Origin of the sequence: Algihabitans sp., from assembly GCF_965226985.1 — a bacterium.
Lineage (GTDB): Bacteria > Pseudomonadota > Alphaproteobacteria > Kiloniellales > DSM-21159 > Algihabitans.
Window position 1 is genome coordinate 1,030,701 of sequence record NZ_OZ245712.1, and the last position, 17,257, is coordinate 1,047,957.

General features: G+C 65.3%; 17 protein-coding genes. 9 read left to right on the forward strand and 8 right to left on the reverse strand.

Annotated elements, in window-relative coordinates:
- Positions 1 to 3 precede the first annotated feature (3 nt).
- From paaK to paaG, 4 genes are all read right to left on the reverse strand, one after another.
- Complete coding sequence (gene paaK, locus ACO054_RS04600) at positions 4 to 1,311, reverse strand: phenylacetate--CoA ligase PaaK (RefSeq protein WP_421709271.1); 1,308 nt, start codon at positions 1,309 to 1,311, stop codon at positions 4 to 6.
- Positions 1,312 to 1,378: 67 nt separating this feature from the next.
- Positions 1,379 to 2,581 (reverse strand): 3-oxoadipyl-CoA thiolase, encoded by a 1,203-nt coding sequence (gene pcaF / locus ACO054_RS04605; RefSeq protein WP_421709272.1) that lies wholly within the window; start codon positions 2,579 to 2,581, stop codon positions 1,379 to 1,381.
- A complete protein-coding gene (gene paaI, locus ACO054_RS04610) occupies positions 2,578 to 3,021 on the reverse strand; it encodes a hydroxyphenylacetyl-CoA thioesterase PaaI (protein ID WP_421709273.1) in 444 nt (147 codons plus the stop codon). Before paaI ends, pcaF begins: the two co-directional genes overlap by 4 nt.
- A 69-nt stretch (positions 3,022 to 3,090) precedes the next feature.
- Positions 3,091 to 3,870, reverse strand: a complete 780-nt coding sequence (paaG, locus tag ACO054_RS04615) for a 2-(1,2-epoxy-1,2-dihydrophenyl)acetyl-CoA isomerase PaaG (protein WP_421709274.1) — start codon at positions 3,868 to 3,870, stop codon at positions 3,091 to 3,093.
- Between the two features lie 309 nt (positions 3,871 to 4,179).
- Here paaG and paaN point away from each other — a divergent pair, with 309 nt between their 5' ends.
- From paaN to ACO054_RS04660, 9 genes are all read left to right on the forward strand, one after another.
- Complete coding sequence (gene paaN, locus ACO054_RS04620) at positions 4,180 to 5,847, forward strand: phenylacetic acid degradation protein PaaN (RefSeq protein ID WP_421709275.1); 1,668 nt, start codon at positions 4,180 to 4,182, stop codon at positions 5,845 to 5,847.
- A 15-nt stretch (positions 5,848 to 5,862) separates the two neighbouring features.
- Entirely contained in the window at positions 5,863 to 6,477 is a 615-nt protein-coding gene (locus tag ACO054_RS04625) for a phenylacetic acid degradation protein PaaY (RefSeq protein WP_421709276.1), read from the forward strand.
- Positions 6,478 to 6,573: 96 nt separating this feature from the next.
- Positions 6,574 to 7,734 (forward strand): ABC transporter substrate-binding protein, encoded by a 1,161-nt coding sequence (locus ACO054_RS04630; protein ID WP_421709277.1) that lies wholly within the window; start codon positions 6,574 to 6,576, stop codon positions 7,732 to 7,734.
- A gap of 78 nt (positions 7,735 to 7,812) precedes the next feature.
- Entirely contained in the window at positions 7,813 to 8,685 is an 873-nt protein-coding gene (locus ACO054_RS04635) for a branched-chain amino acid ABC transporter permease (protein WP_421709278.1), read from the forward strand.
- 4 nt (positions 8,686 to 8,689) lie between these two features.
- Positions 8,690 to 9,640 carry a branched-chain amino acid ABC transporter permease gene (locus ACO054_RS04640; protein ID WP_421709279.1) on the forward strand — a complete coding sequence of 317 codons (951 nt, stop codon included), beginning with the start codon at positions 8,690 to 8,692 and terminating at the stop codon, positions 9,638 to 9,640.
- Positions 9,637 to 10,419: an ABC transporter ATP-binding protein gene (locus ACO054_RS04645; RefSeq protein WP_421709280.1), complete on the forward strand. Its 783-nt coding sequence runs from the start codon at positions 9,637 to 9,639 to the stop codon at positions 10,417 to 10,419. The genes ACO054_RS04640 and ACO054_RS04645 overlap by 4 nt, the downstream gene beginning before the upstream one ends.
- Positions 10,412 to 11,125, forward strand: a complete 714-nt coding sequence (locus ACO054_RS04650) for an ABC transporter ATP-binding protein (RefSeq protein ID WP_421709281.1) — start codon at positions 10,412 to 10,414, stop codon at positions 11,123 to 11,125. Before ACO054_RS04645 ends, ACO054_RS04650 begins: the two co-directional genes overlap by 8 nt.
- 175 nt (positions 11,126 to 11,300) lie before the next feature.
- Complete coding sequence (locus ACO054_RS04655) at positions 11,301 to 11,807, forward strand: MarR family winged helix-turn-helix transcriptional regulator (protein ID WP_421709282.1); 507 nt, start codon at positions 11,301 to 11,303, stop codon at positions 11,805 to 11,807.
- Positions 11,761 to 12,768 (forward strand): DMT family transporter, encoded by a 1,008-nt coding sequence (locus ACO054_RS04660; protein WP_421709283.1) that lies wholly within the window; start codon positions 11,761 to 11,763, stop codon positions 12,766 to 12,768. Before ACO054_RS04655 ends, ACO054_RS04660 begins: the two co-directional genes overlap by 47 nt.
- Positions 12,769 to 12,784: 16 nt before the next feature.
- On the opposite strand, the gene ACO054_RS04665 is transcribed toward ACO054_RS04660, so the two are convergent.
- The 4 genes from ACO054_RS04665 to ACO054_RS04680 all read right to left on the reverse strand — a co-directional run bounded on the left by ACO054_RS04665 (position 12,785) and on the right by ACO054_RS04680 (position 16,997).
- Positions 12,785 to 13,603 (reverse strand): ABC transporter permease, encoded by an 819-nt coding sequence (locus ACO054_RS04665; protein ID WP_421709284.1) that lies wholly within the window; start codon positions 13,601 to 13,603, stop codon positions 12,785 to 12,787.
- Between the two features lie 12 nt (positions 13,604 to 13,615).
- Positions 13,616 to 14,560, reverse strand: coding sequence for an ABC transporter permease (locus ACO054_RS04670; protein WP_421709285.1), 945 nt, complete (start codon positions 14,558 to 14,560; stop codon positions 13,616 to 13,618).
- A 4-nt stretch (positions 14,561 to 14,564) separates the two neighbouring features.
- Positions 14,565 to 15,653, reverse strand: a complete 1,089-nt coding sequence (locus tag ACO054_RS04675; protein ID WP_421709286.1) for an ABC transporter ATP-binding protein — start codon at positions 15,651 to 15,653, stop codon at positions 14,565 to 14,567.
- Positions 15,654 to 15,803: 150 nt separating this feature from the next.
- Positions 15,804 to 16,997: an ABC transporter substrate-binding protein gene (locus ACO054_RS04680; RefSeq protein WP_421709287.1), complete on the reverse strand. Its 1,194-nt coding sequence runs from the start codon at positions 16,995 to 16,997 to the stop codon at positions 15,804 to 15,806.
- Positions 16,998 to 17,257 lie beyond the last annotated feature (260 nt).

The following is a 17,257-nucleotide window of genomic DNA, read 5'->3' on the forward strand; positions in this document are numbered from 1 at the left end:
GCGCTAATCCTTCGGTCGCAGATCGACGACCCGCTTCGCTTTTCCGGCCGACCGTTCGACCTGACCCGGGTCCATCACGCGGACCTGGCAGCTGACGCCGACGTTCGACTTGATGTGATGAATCAACTCGCGGCAGGCCGCATCGCGGGCCGAGCTGCCGCAGTCCGCCCGGGCCTCCACAAGAACCGTCATGCTGTCCATCCGTCCCTGGCGGGTGAGTTCGATCTGATAGTGGGGTGCTAGCCCCTCGGTCTGTAGGATCATCTCCTCGACCTGAGTCGGGAAGACGTTGACGCCGCGCAGGATGATCATGTCGTCGGAACGGCCGGTGATCTTCTCCATGCGCCGCATCGAGCGTGCTGTGCCGGGCAGAAGGCGTGTCAGGTCACGCGTGCGATAGCGGACGATGGGAAGCGCTTCCTTGGTCAGGGAGGTGAAGACCAGTTCGCCCATCTCGCCGTCGGGCAGAACCTCGCCACTCACTGGATCGATGATTTCTGGGTAGAAATGGTCTTCCCAGATGTGAAGACCATCCTTCGTCTCGACGCATTCGTTCGCGACCCCGGGGCCCATGACCTCCGACAGACCGTAGATGTCGACGGCGTGCATGTCGAAGCGCTGTTCGATCTCGCCGCGCATCTTCTCGGTCCAGGGTTCAGCGCCGAAGATACCAACCTTCAGGGAACAGAGGCGCGGATCCAGGCCGCGACGGTCGAACTCGTCGAGGATCGAGAGCATGTAGGAGGGGGTGACCATGATGATGCGCGGCTGGAAGTCCTCGATCAGCTGGACCTGCCGTTCCGTCATGCCGCCCGAGATCGGCACCACGGTACAGCCGAGCCGTTCGGCGCCGTAGTGCGCGCCAAGTCCGCCCGTGAAGAGGCCGTAGCCGTAGGCGATATGGGCGATGTCTCCCGAACGCCCGCCGGCGGCGCGGATCGAACGCGCCATGACGTCGGACCAGACCTCGATGTCGTTGCGCGTGTAGCCGACGACCGTCGGCTTACCCGTGGTGCCGGAGGAGGCGTGGATGCGCACGACCTTCTCGCGCGGAACGGCGAAGAGGCCGAAGGGATAGTTGTCCCGCAGGTCGGCCTTGTTGGTGAAGGGAAATCTGGCCAGATCGGCCAGCGAGGTCACCTCGTCGGGATGCGCCCCGGCGGCCTTGAAGGCTTCCCGATAGTGCGGCACGTTTTCGTAGGCATGCCGCAGGCTCCATTTCAGGCGCTCCAGCTGCAGTGCCGAGATTTCGTCGCGCGAGGCGACTTCGATGGGATCCAGCAGACCCTTGGCGGGTGTCAGGTCCTCCATGGCATTTGGCCTCCGGCGTTTCCTCGTGATCTCTTTCTGAGACGGCTTGGTCGCGTCTCTTTCGTTATCAGGCGGCTTCCAGCAAGGCGGCGATGCCTTGGCCGACGCCGATGCACATGGTCACCAGGGCGCGCTTGGCCCCGCGTTCCTGTAGCTCCAGCGCCGCACTGAGAGCCAGACGGGCGCCGGACATCCCCAGGGGATGGCCCAGGGCGATGGCGCCGCCGTTGGGGTTCACCTGCTCCGCGTCGTCGGGCAGGCCCAGTTGCCGTTGGACCGCCAGCGCCTGAGCGGCGAAGGCCTCGTTCAACTCGACGACATCGATATCGTCGATCTGCAAAGCGTGCCGCTCCAGCAGCTTGCGGCTCGCTGGAGCCGGGCCGATGCCCATGATCCGTGGCGGCACGCCGGCTGTGGCCAGACCGCGAACCCGCGCGAGGGGGGTGAGGCCGTAGCGCGCCACGGCGGCCTCCGAAGCGATCAGTAGGGCCGCCGCTCCGTCGTTGACGCCCGACGCGTTACCAGCGGTGACGCTGCCGCCCTTGCGAAAGGGCGTGGGCAGGCTGGCCAGCTTCTCCAGACTCGTGTCGCGAGGATGCTCGTCGCGCTCCACCAGGATCAGTTCGCCCCTGCGCTGCGGCACGGGCACGGCGACGATCTCCTTTGCCAGACGTCCGTTCTCCTGAGCGGCACGAGCCCGCTGCTGGCTGCGCAAGGCGAAGGCGTCCTGGTCGGCGCGGGTGATCTGGAAATCCTCGGCGACGTTCTCGGCCGTCTCCGGCATGGAGTCGATGCCGTGCGCGCTCTTCATTAGCGGATTGACGAAGCGCCAGCCGATGGTGGTGTCGAAAACCTCCGCGGTGCGCGCGAAGGCCGTCTCCGCCTTCGGCATGACGAAGGGCGCGCGACTCATGGACTCGACGCCGCCGGCGATCATCAGGTCCGCCTCTCCAGCCTTGATCGCCCTGGCCGCGGTACCGACCGCATCGAGGCCCGAGCCGCAAAGACGATTGACCGTGCCGCCGGGAACTTCGACGGGCAGCTCGGCCAACAGAGCCGCCATGCGGGCGACATTGCGATTGTCTTCACCGGCCTGGTTGGCGCAGCCCAGGATGATGTCGTCCAGCCGCGCCCAGTCGACGTCGGGATGCCGTTCCACCAGGCTGCGGATCGTCAATGCGGCCAGATCGTCGGGCCGGATGCTGGAGAGGGCGCCGCCGTAGCGGCCGACCGGGGTGCGGACTCCGCCGCAGATGAAGGCTTCGGTCATGGGGTCTGCTTCTCCTCCGGCACCAGCGTGCCTTGAATGCTGCGAGAGTGTCCGCGGAACTCGGCAATCAAGTTGCGCTCCTGATCCGTCACGCGGATGTCGTAGATGCCGTTGCGCCCCGCGCGGGTGCGTTCGACGGCCTCGGCGGTCAGACGATCTCCCAACTTCGCCGGTGCCAGGAAGGTGACCGAGCAGTGCTGCGCGACCGTCGTCCGGTTGTAGGCGTTGCAGGCATAGGCGAAGGCGGTGTCGGCGAGGGTAAAGATGATACCCCCGTGGCAGATGGCATGACCGTTAATCATGCGCTCGTCGACCGTCATCGCGAGCCGCGCCGTTCCCGGGCCGACGGTTTCGATCGCCATGCCCAGATGCCGTGCCGCCTTGTCCTTCGCGAACATGGCCTCGGCACAGGCTTCGGCGAGGTCTTGCGGGTCGGTCATGACGGGTTTTCTCCGAACGTCGTACCGCCGGTCAGGCTGGGAGCGTGACCGGGACTTTCGCGGCTTCGCTTAGCGGCCTTCGAACTTCGGCTGACGCTTCTCCAGGAAGGCGGCGACCCCCTCGCGATAGTCCTTCGTGCGGCCCGCCTGGCGCTGCAGATCCCGCTCCAGGTCCAACTGCGCGTCCATGCTGTTGGTGGCGGCGGCCTGGATGGCTTGCTTCGTAAGGGCCAGACCCCTGGTCGGGGCCGAGGCGAAGTCCGCAGCCAAGGCCTCGGCCGCCTGCAGAAGTTCGCTGTCCTCGACGACTTGCCAGATCAGTCCCCAGGCGGCGGCCTGCTCGGCGGAAAGCGGTTGCGCGGTCATCGCCAGCGCTTTCGCTCGGGCTTCTCCGACAAGCCGCGTCAACGACCAGGTGCCGCCGCCGTCCGGGACCAGGCCGATTTTGGCGAAGGCTTGGATGAACTTGGCGGAGCGCGCCGCCAGCACGATGTCGCAGGCCAGCGCGACGTTGGCGCCGGCACCGGCGGCGACGCCGTTGACCGCGCAGATGACCGGTAGCTCCAGCGCCCGGATCTTGCGGACCAGCGGATTGTAGAGCCTGTCCAGCGTGGCGCCGAGATCCGGCGACTCGCCGGTAGGAAAGCTGCGGTCGCTCAGATCCTGGCCGGCGCAGAAACCGCGCCCGGCTCCGGTCAGAACGAGGGCGCGCTGACCCTCGCTTTGCACTCGGTCCAGGGCCTCGGCCAAGCGACCGTGCATCTCCTCGGTGAAGGCGTTCAGCTTGTCCGGTCGATTGAGGGTGATCAGCGCGTAGCCGTCTTTCGCCTCATAGAGCACGCTGTCCATGGCGCAGTCTCCTCCCGTCTGTCCTGCCGGTTCGATGCCGTTTCGCAGGGTCTGTTTCTTCAGGCCAGCAGGCCCCAGGCCCGCTCCGGTCTATCCCGACAGCCGTCCACTGCCGCTGGCCAGCAGCGAAATCGGTCCTTCGCGACTTCGCTCTTGAAATGACCGACCGGTCGGTCAATTAATAGCAGCGTCGGTCGGGGTGCTGTCAATCTACACGACGCAGCCCCGACGACGGCGCGAGGTGCGGGAGACAACCTGCCCCGTGCCGAGCGCGGACCCATGACGCAGAACCATAGGGGAGGTGGCCGCATGGCCGATTTCTTCGCCGCTCACCGCGAGACTCTGGATCGCGCGTTGCAGGCTATTTCCGCGCGGGGCTACTGGTCGCCCTATCCCGAAGTTCCGAGCGGCAAGCTCTACGGCGAGACGGCCAAGGCGGACGGCGAGGCGGCCTTCAAAGCGGCCCTGGACTCCAAGTTCGATCTCCATCAACCGAGCGACGGACGTTGGATCGGCGACGAGGTCAGTCCCTACGGCTTTGCCTTGGGTGCGACCTACGCGACCGCCAGCGTGGACCAGCTCATCGAAGCCTCTGAGGCCGCGCGGACCGACTGGGCGGCCGCCCCGGTGGAGACGCGGGTCGGTGTTGCGCTGGAGGTGCTGCAGCGTCTCAATGCGCGCAGTTTCGAGATCGCGAACGCCGTCATGCACACCAGCGGTCAGGCCTTTCTCATGGCCTTCCAGGCGGGCGGCGCCCATGCTCAGGACCGTGGCCTCGAGGCGGTCGCCTATGCCTATGAGGAGTTGCGGAAGATCCCCGGTGCCGTGCTCTGGGAAAAGCCCCAGGGCAAGAATCCGCCGCTGCAGCTCGACAAGACCTTCCGCATCGTCGCGCGCGGCGTCGCGCTGGTGATCGGCTGCTCGACCTTCCCGACCTGGAACAGCTATCCAGGTTTCTTCGCGAGCCTCGTCACCGGGAATTCGGTGATCGTGAAGCCCCATCCGGCTGCGATCCTGCCGCTCGCGCTGACAGTGCGGATCGCCCGGAAGGTGCTCAGCGAGGCCGGCTTCGATCCCAACACCGTGCTGCTGGCCGTCGACAGCGCCGATGCGCCGATTGCCAAGACTCTCGCGCTGCGGCCGGAAGTGGGCGTGATCGACTACACCGGTGGTCCCGCCTTCGGCCGCTGGCTGGAGGAACAGGCCGGCGACAAGCAGCTCTTTACGGAGCAGGCGGGGGTCAACTCGGTCGTCATCGACTCGACCGACAACTTCAAGGGCCTGTGCGGCAATCTGGCCTTCTCCTTGTCGCTCTACAGCGGGCAGATGTGCACGGCACCGCAGTGCATCTTCGTCCCGGCCGAGGGGATCGAGACGGATCAGGGGCACAAGTCCTTCGACGAAGTTTGCGAGGGGCTTTCCACGGCGCTGGCCAAGCTTCTGGGCGATGCGGATCGTGCTGCCGCCGTTCTGGGCGCAATCCAGAATGAGACGACCCTGCAGCGCGTGGAGGAAAGCACGGACCTGGGTACAGTCGTCCACGCCTCGGCGCGGCTCGAGCATCCGCAGTTCGAGGGTGCGCGCATGGCGACGCCGCTGCTGTTGAAGGTCGAGGCCGCGCAGAGCGAAGCTTATGGGGAGGAGCGTTTCGGCCCCATCGCCTTCGTCGTCGCCGTCGAGGACGCGGCGGAGGGCCTGAGCCGTGCCGCGGCCTTGGCCAAGACGAAGGGGGCGATCACGGCGGGCGTGCATTCGACCGATGCGGCCTTTCTGGCCCGTGCCGAAGAGGCCTTCGCGGCGGCCGGCGTATCGCTGTCGGAGAATCTGACCGGCCAGATCCTGGTCAACCAGTCGGCGGCCTTTAGCGACTACCACGTCAGCGGTGCCAATCCGGCGGGCAACGCCTGTCTGACTGATGCGGCCTTCGTCGCCGGCCGCTTTCGGGTGGTGGCGGTGCGGCGACCGCACGCGGCCTGAAGGGAGCCTCGGATCATGGCGGAAGTCTATGCCTTCGAGGGGTTGGTTCCAGCGATCGATCCGACGGCTTTCGTGCATCCGACCGCCGTTCTGATTGGCGACGTGATCGTCGGACCGGACTGTTACGTGGGGCCGGGCGCCAGCCTGCGCGGAGACATGGGACGGCTGGTGATGGAGCGCGGATCCAACGTTCAGGACAACTGTACGCTTCATTGCTTTCCGCAGCTCGATACGGTGATCGAGGAGGACGGCCACATCGGCCATGGCGCGGTGCTGCACGGTTGCCGCGTCGGACGCAATGCCCTGGTGGGCATGAACTCCGTGGTGATGGACGGCGCCGTGATCGGCGAGGCGGCCTTCGTGGCGGCCATGGCCTTCGTCAAAGCGGGTTTCGAGGTCCCGGCGCGCAGTTTGGCTGGGGGGATTCCGGCCAAGATCCTGCGCGACCTGAGCGATGAGGAGATCGCCTGGAAGTCCCAGGGCACCCGCGAATACCAGGACCTGGCAGCGCGTTGCCGACAGTCACTGACCCCGGCGGTCCCGCTGTCGCAACCGCAAGCGAATCGCCCACGGGTCAAGTCGAGCGGTTTCGCACCGCTTAAACAAACGCGTAAGGCCGACGCGAGCTGATTCGGCCGTTCCGAGCGCTCTGCCAAAAAGGGCGGCGGGATAAGGAAAACAGGTAGAGCCGGTCAACGGCCTGCCGTTTTGGGGAGTGAAAGCACGATGTCTCTAATTGACTGTCTCAAAGGTACGGCTGCGATGGCGGCCGTGTTTGCCCTCTCGACCGCTTGGACGGCCGGCGAAGCGGCGGCGCAGATCAAGGTCGGTTCGGTTCTCTCGATCACCGGCCCGGCGTCCTTCCTCGGCGATCCGGCGGAAAAAACCCTGCGCATGTACGTCGAGCGCATCAACGAGGCCGGTGGCGTCAACGGCGAACCGCTTGAGCTGATCGTCTACGACAGCGAGGGCGATGCCAACAAGGCACGCACCCTTGCGACGCGCCTGATCGAGGATGATGAGATCGTCGCGATGGTCGGCGGATCGACCACTGGGACCACGATGGCCATGAGTCCGCTGTTCGAGGATGCGGAGATTCCCTTCATCTCGCTGGCCGGCGGAATCGTGATCATCGATCCGGTCAATCCTTATGTCTTCAAGACGCCTCATACCGACCGCATGGCCTGCGAGAAGGTCTATGAGGACATGCAGGCACGCGGCCTCAGCAAGGTCGGATTGATCAGCGGCACCGGCGGTTTCGGCAAGTCCATGCGCAGTCAGTGCCTGGACGTCGCGGAGGACTACGGAATCGAGATCGTCGCCGACGAGACCTACGGGCCGCGCGATACCGACATGACTCCCCAGCTCACCAACATCCGCAACGCGAGCGACCTGCAGGCCGTCCTGAACCCCGGTTTCGGTCAGGGGCCGGCCATCGTCACCAAGAACTTCGCTCAGCTCGGCATCGCGGTGCCACTCTATCAGAGCCACGGCGTCGCCTCCAAATCCTTCATCGAACTGGCTGGTGCTGCGGCCCAGGGCGTGCGCCTGCCGGCTTCGGCTCTGCTGGTGGCGGAGCAGCTGTCCGAGGACGATCCGCAGCGGCAGGTGGTGGTCGACTACAAGACCGCTTTTGAAGCCGAATGGAACCGTCCTGTCTCGACCTTCGGCGGGCACGCCTACGACGGTCTCATGATCCTGGTCGACGCGATGCGGCGGGCCGGCAGCTCCGATCCGGAGGAGCTGCGCGACGCCATCGAGCAGACCAGCGGGTTCATGGGAACGGCCGGTGAAGTCAACATGACGCCGGACGACCACATGGGCCTCGATCTAACTGCCTTCCGGATGCTCGAGATCCAGGACGGCGACTGGACCATCGTTCAGTAGCTCTTCGCCCTGCGCCCTCGCCGAACCAAGTGTCGGCGAGGGCCGCCTCGCTTTCCAACCACGCGGGCGCCTTTAGCGATGGAAACCTTTCTGCAGTTCCTGTTCAGCGGACTGACGGTCGGCGCGGTCTATGCCATCGTCGCGCTGGGCTTCACGATCATCTACAATGCCTCCGACGTGATCAACTTCGCCCAGGGCGAGTTCGTCATGCTGGGCGGCATGTGCACGGTCTTCTTTTCGCTCTGGGGCCTGCCGCTTCCAGTCGCCGCCGTGGCGGCGGTCATCGCGACCAGTCTGCTGGGGGTCGCGCTCAACAAGCTGGCCATCGAGCCAGCGCGCGGCGCCAACGTGGTGACGCTCATCATCATCACCATCGGCGCCTCTATCTTTCTGCGCGGGCTGGCCCAGGTGGTGTTCGACAAGCAGTTCCATCGGCTGCCGAGTTTTTCGGGCGACACGCCGATCGACGTTCTGGGCGCGACCCTGACGCCTCAGTCGCTCTGGGTGATGGGCGGCGCGGCGGTGATCGTGGTCCTGCTCTGGTACTTCTTCACCCGCACCACCTTCGGCAAGTCGATCTTGGCGACCAGCCACAATCGTCTGGCTGCGCGGTTGGTCGGCATCAACGTCGAGCTGGTGCTGCTCGCCTCCTTCGCGCTCTCGGCCGCCATCGGCGCCTTGGCGGGCATTCTGGTCACGCCGATCACGCTGACCTCCTTCGATGCCGGCACGATGCTGGCGCTCAAGGGCTTCGCCGCCGCCATTCTGGGCGGCATGGGCAATCCCCTCGGCGCCGTCGTCGGCGGCCTATTGGTCGGCGTCGCCGAGGCGATGGGGGCCGGCTATCTCTCGTCGGAGTACAAGGACGCCGTCGCCTTCGTGATCATCCTGGCCGTCCTCTTCGTCCTGCCGAGCGGGCTGTTTGGCCGGCGCGGCACCGAAAGGGTTTGACGCCATGCCCGCTTGGCTGATGCAACCGCGGACCGGAGGACTCCTGCTACTCGCGGCCGTCATGGTGGCCGTCTATCTGGTCGCACCCAACAACTTCTATCTCGATGTCGCGATCCAGATCGGTCTCAACGCCATGGTGGTGGTCGGCCTCAACCTGCTGATCGGTTACGCCGGACAGATCAGCCTGGGCCATGCCGGTTTCTTCGGGCTGGGGGCCTACGCCTCGGCCGTGTTGCCGGCGCAGTTGGGCATTCCGCCTCTTGCCGCGCCCTTCGTTGGCATGCTCTGCGTCGGTCTGCTGGCCTTCCTGGTGGCGCGTCCGGTCCTACGGCTCAAGGGCCACTATCTGGCCATGGCGACGCTTGGTCTCGGGCTGCTGGTCTTCATGGTGCTGACCAACGAGTCCCAGTTCACCGGGGGACCGGACGGCATGAGCGTCGAACGGCTGCGGATTTTCGGCGAACGGATCGGCGGCAAGGACTGGTGGTACCTCATCACCTCGGTGATGCTGCTGCTGTCGGTCTGGCTGACGTTGAACCTGATCGATAGTCCGACCGGCCGCGCCTTGCGGGCGCTTCACGACAGTCAGATCGCGGCCCAAGTCGCCGGGGTGGATGTCGCACGCTTCAAGGTGATCGCCTTCGTCTATTCGGCCATGCTGGCCAGCCTCGCCGGCTCCATGTCGGCGCTCTATTCCGGCTTCGTGACGCCGGACAAGGCCGGCTTCCTGCATTCCATCGAGCTGGTGATCATGGTCGTGCTGGGCGGCATGGGCTCGACCTTCGGCGGGATCATCGGGGCCGCCGTGCTGACCTCGCTGCCCCAATTCCTGACGGTCTTCGCCGAGTACGAGCACATGCTGCTGGGCGCGATCCTGATGGCCGTGATGATTTTCCTGCGGCGCGGTCTACTGCCCGGCCTGCTCGATGCCCTGCGGCAGAGGCAGCCGTCATGAGCCGTCTCAAGGTCGAGGGGCTGTCGATCGACTTCGGCGGTTTGCGCGCCATCGACAAGCTCAGCTTCGAGATCGCGCCCGGCACGATCCACTCGATCATTGGACCGAACGGCGCCGGTAAGACGACGCTATTCAACCTGATCACCGGGATCTACGCGCCGACCGAGGGACGCATCCTCTTGGAGGGGGAGGAGGTGACCGGCCTGCCGCCTCACCGGTTGGCCAGGCGCGGCATGTGCCGCACCTTCCAGAATCTGCAAATCTTCGACCGCATGACGGCGGCCGAGAACGTGATGCTGGGGCGCCATCTGCGCGAGACGACCGGCTTTTTCAGTCATCTGCTGCGGTTGCCGGCGGTTATCGCCGAGAACCGCCGGACCCGCGAGCGCGCCTTGGAATTGCTGGAGCATGTCGGTCTCGTCGCCCAGGCGGATGTTCCGGCCGGCGCGCTGCCCTATGGCGCGTTGAAGCGGCTGGAGATCGCGCGCGCGCTGGCCGGCGAACCCAGGATGCTGCTGCTCGACGAACCGGCGGCTGGCTGCAACGCGGTCGAGACTCAGGAGATCGATGCGCTAATCCAGAGAGTGGCCGAGGGCGGCGTGACCGTGGTGCTGGTCGAGCACGACATGCACCTGGTGATGAATATCTCCAACCACATCCTGGTGCTCGACTACGGCAAGAAGCTGGCTGAAGGCACCGCCGAGCAGGTACGGCGGAACCCGGAGGTGATCGCCGCCTACCTGGGCCAGCAGGCCGAAGCGGAGGCCTCCCATGCCTGACGCGATGCTGAGGGTCGAGGGGCTGACCAGCCACTACGGCCGCATTCAGGCGCTGAAAGGCGTCGACATCGAGGTGGCGCCCGGTGAACTGGTGGCTCTGGTCGGCGGCAACGGCGCCGGCAAAACCACCTTGCTGCGCACGCTGTCCGGCGTGCAGCCGGCGAGTGGCGGCCGGGTCGTCTTCGAGGGGCGTGAGATCACCGCGGCGAAGCCCCATGAGCGGGTCAAGCTAGGCATCGCCCAGGTGCCTGAGGGTCGGCAGGTCTGGGGACCCTTGAGTGTCGAGGACAACCTGCGGCTCGGCGCCGTGCTCAGGCGGGATCGGGAAATCGCGCAGGACTTGGAGCGTGTCTATGCCATGTTCCCGATCCTCAAGGAGCGGCGGCGCCAGGCGGCGGGCACCCTGTCTGGCGGTCAGCAACAGATGCTGGCCATGGGCCGGGCGCTGCTGACCAAGCCGCGTCTCCTGCTGCTCGACGAGCCCTCCATGGGCTTGGCCCCGCTTCTGGTTGAGCAGATCCTGGCGTCCGTGCTCGACCTCAAGACCCAGGGCGTGACGGTCTTCCTGGTCGAACAGAACGCTTTCGCCGCGCTGAAGATCGCCGACCGCGGCTATGTGCTGGAGACGGGCAAGGTGGTGCTGAGCGACAGTGGTAAAGCTCTGCTTGCCAACGAGCGCGTCAAGGAAGCTTACCTGGGCGTTTGATGTCGTGCGCTTCGGCGTGATGGCCCTTGTCGATGCCGCTGCCGATCCGCAGCAGCGTATTGGACAGGGCGCGCGCCAGGACCTCGTCAGAGAGTTCCAGACTCCGCGTCGCCGCCGGGCAAGTCTACTCATCGCTGAGCTTGATAAATGCATGCAGCATGCATATAAATAAGTCATGAATGATCTTCGCACAGCCAATCTTCTGGGGGCTCTGGCTCTGGCCCTGAACGACAGGTTGACGGACGTGACCAGCGCAAGAGCGGAGCGCGGCGCGGCCGCACCCGCCGCGCTGGTGACCGTCAGCTTCTATCCAGGCGAATCCATAGACGCCCTCGCGCAGACTTTGGGGCTCAGCCATTCGGCGACGGTGCGGCTTGCCGACCGGCTCGCGGAGGACGGTCTCCTGGAGCGGCGGGGCGGTGCCGATGGCCGTACCTCGGCCCTCTATCTCACGCGTAAGGGGCGAGCGCGCGCGAGTGCGATTCTTAAAGACCGGGCCGACAGTCTGGTAGAGGCCTTGAAGCCTCTCTCGGTCGAAGAGAGTGCTCACTTGACGTCTCTTCTCGAGAAGATGTTGGGGGCTCTGACGCAGGACCGGCAGCAGGCCGATCATATCTGCCGCCTCTGCGACGAGGATGTATGTCCGGGCGAGGACTGCCCGGTTGAATGCGCGGTCAAGTGACGTGTCCACGTCACCCTGCAAGATCGCCGCTCGCACGGGAGCGTCCCATCGAAAACCAAGAGCGGCGATAGCCGCGGCAGTTCTCTCGGCGGCCTGCTGGGGCTCTGCTACGGTCATGAGCAAGGGCGTGCTGGAGCACATGCAGCCTTTGACGCTGCTGACCGTTCAGCTTCTCGCCTCAATACTCTTCCTGTGGACCGTGGTGCTGGTCCTGCGCCTGCGCGTGCCTTTGAACAGACCGGTGCGCCGGGCTAGCTTGAGCGGTCTGTTGGAACCCGGCTTGGCCTACTCCGTCGGAATCGCCGGCCTCGCGCTGACCACCGCCAGCAATGCGACGCTGATCGGGACGGCTGAGCCGCTGTTCATCCTGCTGCTCGCCTGGCTCTTCCTGCGCGAGCGGTTCGGCGGATCGGTTGTCGGCTTGGCTTTGCTCGCGAGCCTCGGTATCGCCTTGATCATGCTGCCGGATATCCGCGGCGGGGCGGGCGAGGGCTCGCTGCTCGGTGACGCGCTGCTTGTCCTCGGTACCCTGTTCGCTGCTCTCTATGTCATCGCGACCCGAAGGCTGGTGATGACGCTCGACCCCTTGCCGCTTTCCGCCCTGCAGCAGAGCGTCGGCTTGCTCTGGACTCTGGCTGTCCTAGCTTCGGCCCTAGCGTTCGGGGTCGCGAGTCTCGGGCTGGGCGGCATTCCGGCGGGGGTCCTGCTGCTGGCCGCGGTCTCCGGGATTGTTCAGTACGCGCTGGCCTTCTGGCTCTACCTCTTTGCGCTTCGAAGCCTGCCCGCGAACGTCGCCGCCTTCTATCTGGCGCTGATCCCGGTGTTCGGTGTCGGCGCAGCCTATCTGTTCCTGGGCGAAATGCTGAGCGGTCTGCAGTGGATCGGCGCCACGCTGATCGTGGTCTCGGTTGCTCTGATCTCTCGCAGCGACTCTTCGCTCGACTCGACTTCCGGCAACTGACGTCCGGCCCGGCGGACTAGCTGTCAGCCTCCACTCGCCGGGCACGGCGGACCAGCATGATGGTGGCGTAGGCGCCGAGCAGCAGCAGGGCGGCGCCGACGGTGGTCAAGGTCCCCAGAGTCGGAACCAGCGGCGTGTAGCCGGATACCATCTTGGCGTAGAGCCATTCGGGGATTGTGGAGTCCGCGCCGGTGGTGAAGAGCGACAGCGGGAAGTTGCCCCAGGACAGCAGAAAGCTGAAGAGCGCGCCGGAGAAGATGCCGGGCCAGAGGATTGGCAGGGTGATCTCGCGAAAGACCTGCCAGCGGCTGGCGCCCAGGTCGTAGGCCGCTTCCTCCCAGGCGGGATTGAAGCCGTAGACCTGGATCGAAATCACCAGGGTCGCGATCGGCAGGATCCAGACCAGATGGGCGAAGACGGCGGTCATCCAGCTCGTCGGGATGCCCAGCGCCGAGTACCAGAGCAGCAGCGCCAGCCCCAGGACCGCCTGCGGGAAGAAGATCGGCAGCAGCAGCAGCTTCTGATAGAGGCTTCGCCCTTTCCAGTCGTAGCGGGCGAAGGCGAGGGCGCCTAGAAAGGCCAGAACCACCGAGATCACCGTCACGATGGTGGCGACCGTCAGGCTGGTCCAGAGCAGATCACGCACCGAAAGGGACGTGAAGGCGTCCTCGTACCAGCGGGTGTCGAAGCGCGGCACCGGGAAGCGGAAGTAGCGCTGCCGAGAGAAGGAGGCGAGGGCGACGGCCGCGATCGGCAGATAGAGAAAAACGAGGATCGCGCCGGCCCAGACGGCCAGCAGACGCTTCATCATCGGGGAGGCTGTAAGGGTGCTCATGCGGGCGCGTGCCTATCCCCGACCCAGGATCTTGTCGAGGTCGAGTTTGCTCAGGACCGCGAAGACCAGACCGCCCGCCAACAGGATCAGCAGTACCGAGAGGGCCGACCCCTTCGGCCAGTTCTGAGCGAAGGTGAAGGCGGACTCGATGTCGTCGGCGATCATTACAACCACCGATCCGCCCAGAATCTTGGACTCCGCCAGGGAGCCCAGAGCCAGGATGAAGGTCAGCAGGCAGCCGATCAGAATGCCCGGCAGGGCGAGCGGCAGTTCGACTTCGCGGAAGAGCTGCCAGCGGCTGGCGCCCAGGTCGATCGCCGCTTCGCGCAGCCGGTCGGGAACCATCGACAGCCCTAGCACCATCGGGAAGAGCATGAAGGGCAAGTAGACGTAGACCAGCCCCAGCACGATGGCCGGGACCGTGTAGAGCAGTCCGGAGAGGTCGATGCCGAACCAGAGGTCCGCCGCGCCGGGCAGGACCCCGCCCTTGACCAGGGAGAGCACCCAGCCGAACAGACGAATGTTCTCGCTGACAAAGAGCGGAATCACCAGCAGCAGGGTCAGCAGGTTGGCAGCCCGGCCGAAGACCTTGGTCATGGCGTAGGCGAGGGGATAGCAGAGGCCCAGCAGCAGGACGACGGTCACGGCGGCCAGGGCGAAAGACCAGGCGAAGGAGATCCAGTAGGATTCCGTGACGATGTCGAGGTAGTTCTGCGTCGTCCAGCCGCCGCTCAGGTCGAAGGTCTTCGGCGGGATCAGGGAAAAGGCGGCGACCAGCAGCAGTGGTCCCAGGAATCCGAGAGCCAGCAGCAGCATCGGCGGTCCGGCCAGCAGCGCTCCGGGCTGCTGCAGCCAGCTTCCGACGCGCGTTGCGAGACTCCTGGCGTGCCGACGCCGGGCGTGACCCTCGTCTCGCAGCTCCATTTCGAGATTGCGGAGGTCGCTCTCTAGGCTCACGGTCTCAATCCTCGAACAACAGAGCCTCGGCCGGGTCCCAGCCGATGGTTACGCTGTCGTCCAGTTCACCCCCGTAGCGCTGCTCGCGCAGCTTTTCGACCAGGAAGACGCCCTTGCCGACGTGGACCTGGTACTGCATGCGCGACCCCAGCGAGTACTCGTTGTAGAGCCGCCCCTCCAGCCGGTTGGGCGTCCTGTCGCCACCGTCGAGAAACCGGATGGATTCCGGCCGGATCACCAGGAAGCCCTTGGAGAAAGTCTCCGGCATGGTGGGGCCCTGCAGCAGGGTGCCGCTGGCGCTGTCGCGCAGCCGATCGCCGTCGCGCGAGACCTCCAGGACGTTGACCTCGCCCATGAACTCGCTGACGAAGCGGTTGCGCGGCCGGTTGTAGATTTCGTCCGGCGTGCCGACCTGGACGACGCGGCCGCCGCGCATGATCGCGATCCGGTCGCTCATCACCATCGCCTCTTCCAGGGAGTGGGTGATGTAGACGAAGGTCTTCCCCGTTTCCCGGTGAATGTCCTTCAGCTCCTTCTCCAGGGCCTTGCGCAAGCGATAGTCGATGGCGCTCAAGGGCTCGTCGAAGAAGAGAATTTCCGGGTCGAAGGCCAGGGCGCGGGCCAGTGCCACCCTCTGTTGTTCACCCCCCGAGCACTTGCCGACGGACTTGCCGTAGTAGTCCGGCGGCAAATGGAGCTGGCTTAGCAGCTGCCTGCAGCGATCGCGGCGTTCCGCCGCCGGGACGCCACGGATCTTCAAGGGAAACTCGATATTCTGACCTACGGTCTTGTGCGGAAACAGCGCCAGCGACTGGAAGACCATGCAGGTCGGCCGCTTGTTCGCCGGCACGTCGTTGATCCGGGCGCCGCGCAGCAGGATGTCGCCCTCGCTCGGCTTGTCCATACCCACCAGCATGCGGATCAGCGTCGTCTTGCCCGATCCCGAGGGGCCGACGATGGTGAAGAATTCGCCCTCGCGGATGTCGAGGTCGACGCGCTCCACGGCCACGAAGTCGCCGAAGAGCTTGTCCACCTGGTTCAGGCGGAGAATGGGCGCGGCGGTCGCCGTGGTGGCTGGCCCGGCAAGGTCCATTGCGCGATAGCACTCCCTGGAAGAGTGGTTCCGAAAAGGGTGACGTCCTTTGCGACGGCGAGGGGGCAGGCGGCCGTACTCCTCTCGGCTGCTCGATCCGAATCTCGCTGTCGCAATCGGAGAATAGGCTGCACGGATGCCGAGGAGACTTTAACCTTGTCGCTCGCGCCGCGCCGCCGCGTAGATCGGATACATCTCGGCGTAGTCGGGGTTGATGTCGTAGTCGACGGACCGCGCCATCTCCTCCTCCAAGCTGTCCCATTGGATCGCGTCCAGCTCATCGGAGTCGAAGGTCTCCATCACCTGCGGATCGCCCATCTGTGCGACGGGATTGTAGGTGCCTTCGGCGAAGGCGACCAACTTCGACATCTCCGGGCGCTGGATGAACTCCAGGAAGGTCGGGCCCAAGGTCGAGGGGTTGGGGTTGTTGACCAGGCTGGTCAGCTCGATCCAGACGATGCCGCCCTTGCCGTCTATCGGACCGCTGTTGGGGGTGATGGCGCGAATGTTGGTGGCGCCGTCGTAGCGGGCCGGCGAGGCGGTGTAGGTGCCACCCGTGAAGTAGGCGTCGATCTCGCCGTTGATCAGGGCAAGGTTCATCTGCACCAGATCGTCGGACAGCAGCTTGGCCCCGTTAAAGACCTGACGGGCGACCGTCTCGAAGGCCGCGAACTCTTCCGGCGTGTGCTCCTTGAAAGGGGAGAAGCCCGCTGCGATGCACATATGGAAGATGTTCCAGTTGTCGTAGGTCAGGACGCCGAAGCGGTCCTGCATGGCGGGATCGAGGAAGATGTTCCAGCCTTCGTCCTCAGCCATCTCCCGGCTGATCTTGTCGGTGTTGACCACGAAGCTGAAGGGTCCGAAGCGCTGGCAGACCCCAAGCATCTCCTCGCCCGACTTGTCGAGCGCCCAGTCGAAGGGCCAGGCGAACTTCGGCAGCATCTTCTCGTGGTAGGGGGCGAAAACCTCCTTATCGACCGGCTTAATCAGGCCCTCGGGATACATCCACTCCCGCGCCCAGGGATTGTTCAGGTTGATGATGTCCCAAATCTCCGTTTCGCCGGCCCGCAGCTTGTTGATCGCGTCGGGGTCGGAGATCAGGCCCTCGGCCCGGACGCGTGCGTCGAATTCGCGTCGGAAGGGATCCAGTACGTCGTCGGAGGTGTAGCCTTCCCAGGCGTAGATGTTCAGTTCGTCGCTCCGCTCGGCGCGGGCGCTCTTGAAGGTCGGCCCGAGACCCGCCATGGCGGCTGCCGTCGCGCCGGTTATCTGTAGGAAGTTTCGGCGGTTGATCTGGCGGTTGATCTGGCGGCCGATCTGGCGGTTTAGGGGGAAAGAGGCCATGGTCATCGCGCTCCCTTGACTCTGCGTGGTCCCTGTTCGTCGTTCCGCTTGCGCCCTCGGCTTCCCATCCACGGAGGACGAGGAGCCCGACGGCGGCGCGGCTTCGCCTGACCTTTGGCCTCTTTGACGTCGGGTTCCGACGTTCGGGCGCTGGTCCACTTTTGTGGATCCTTGCGCCGAGCGGGCCGTTTTGGCTGCCTTCGTATACTATCCTGACTTATGAACTTGGCAGGTCACAACAGAAAACTGCGACTTGCCGC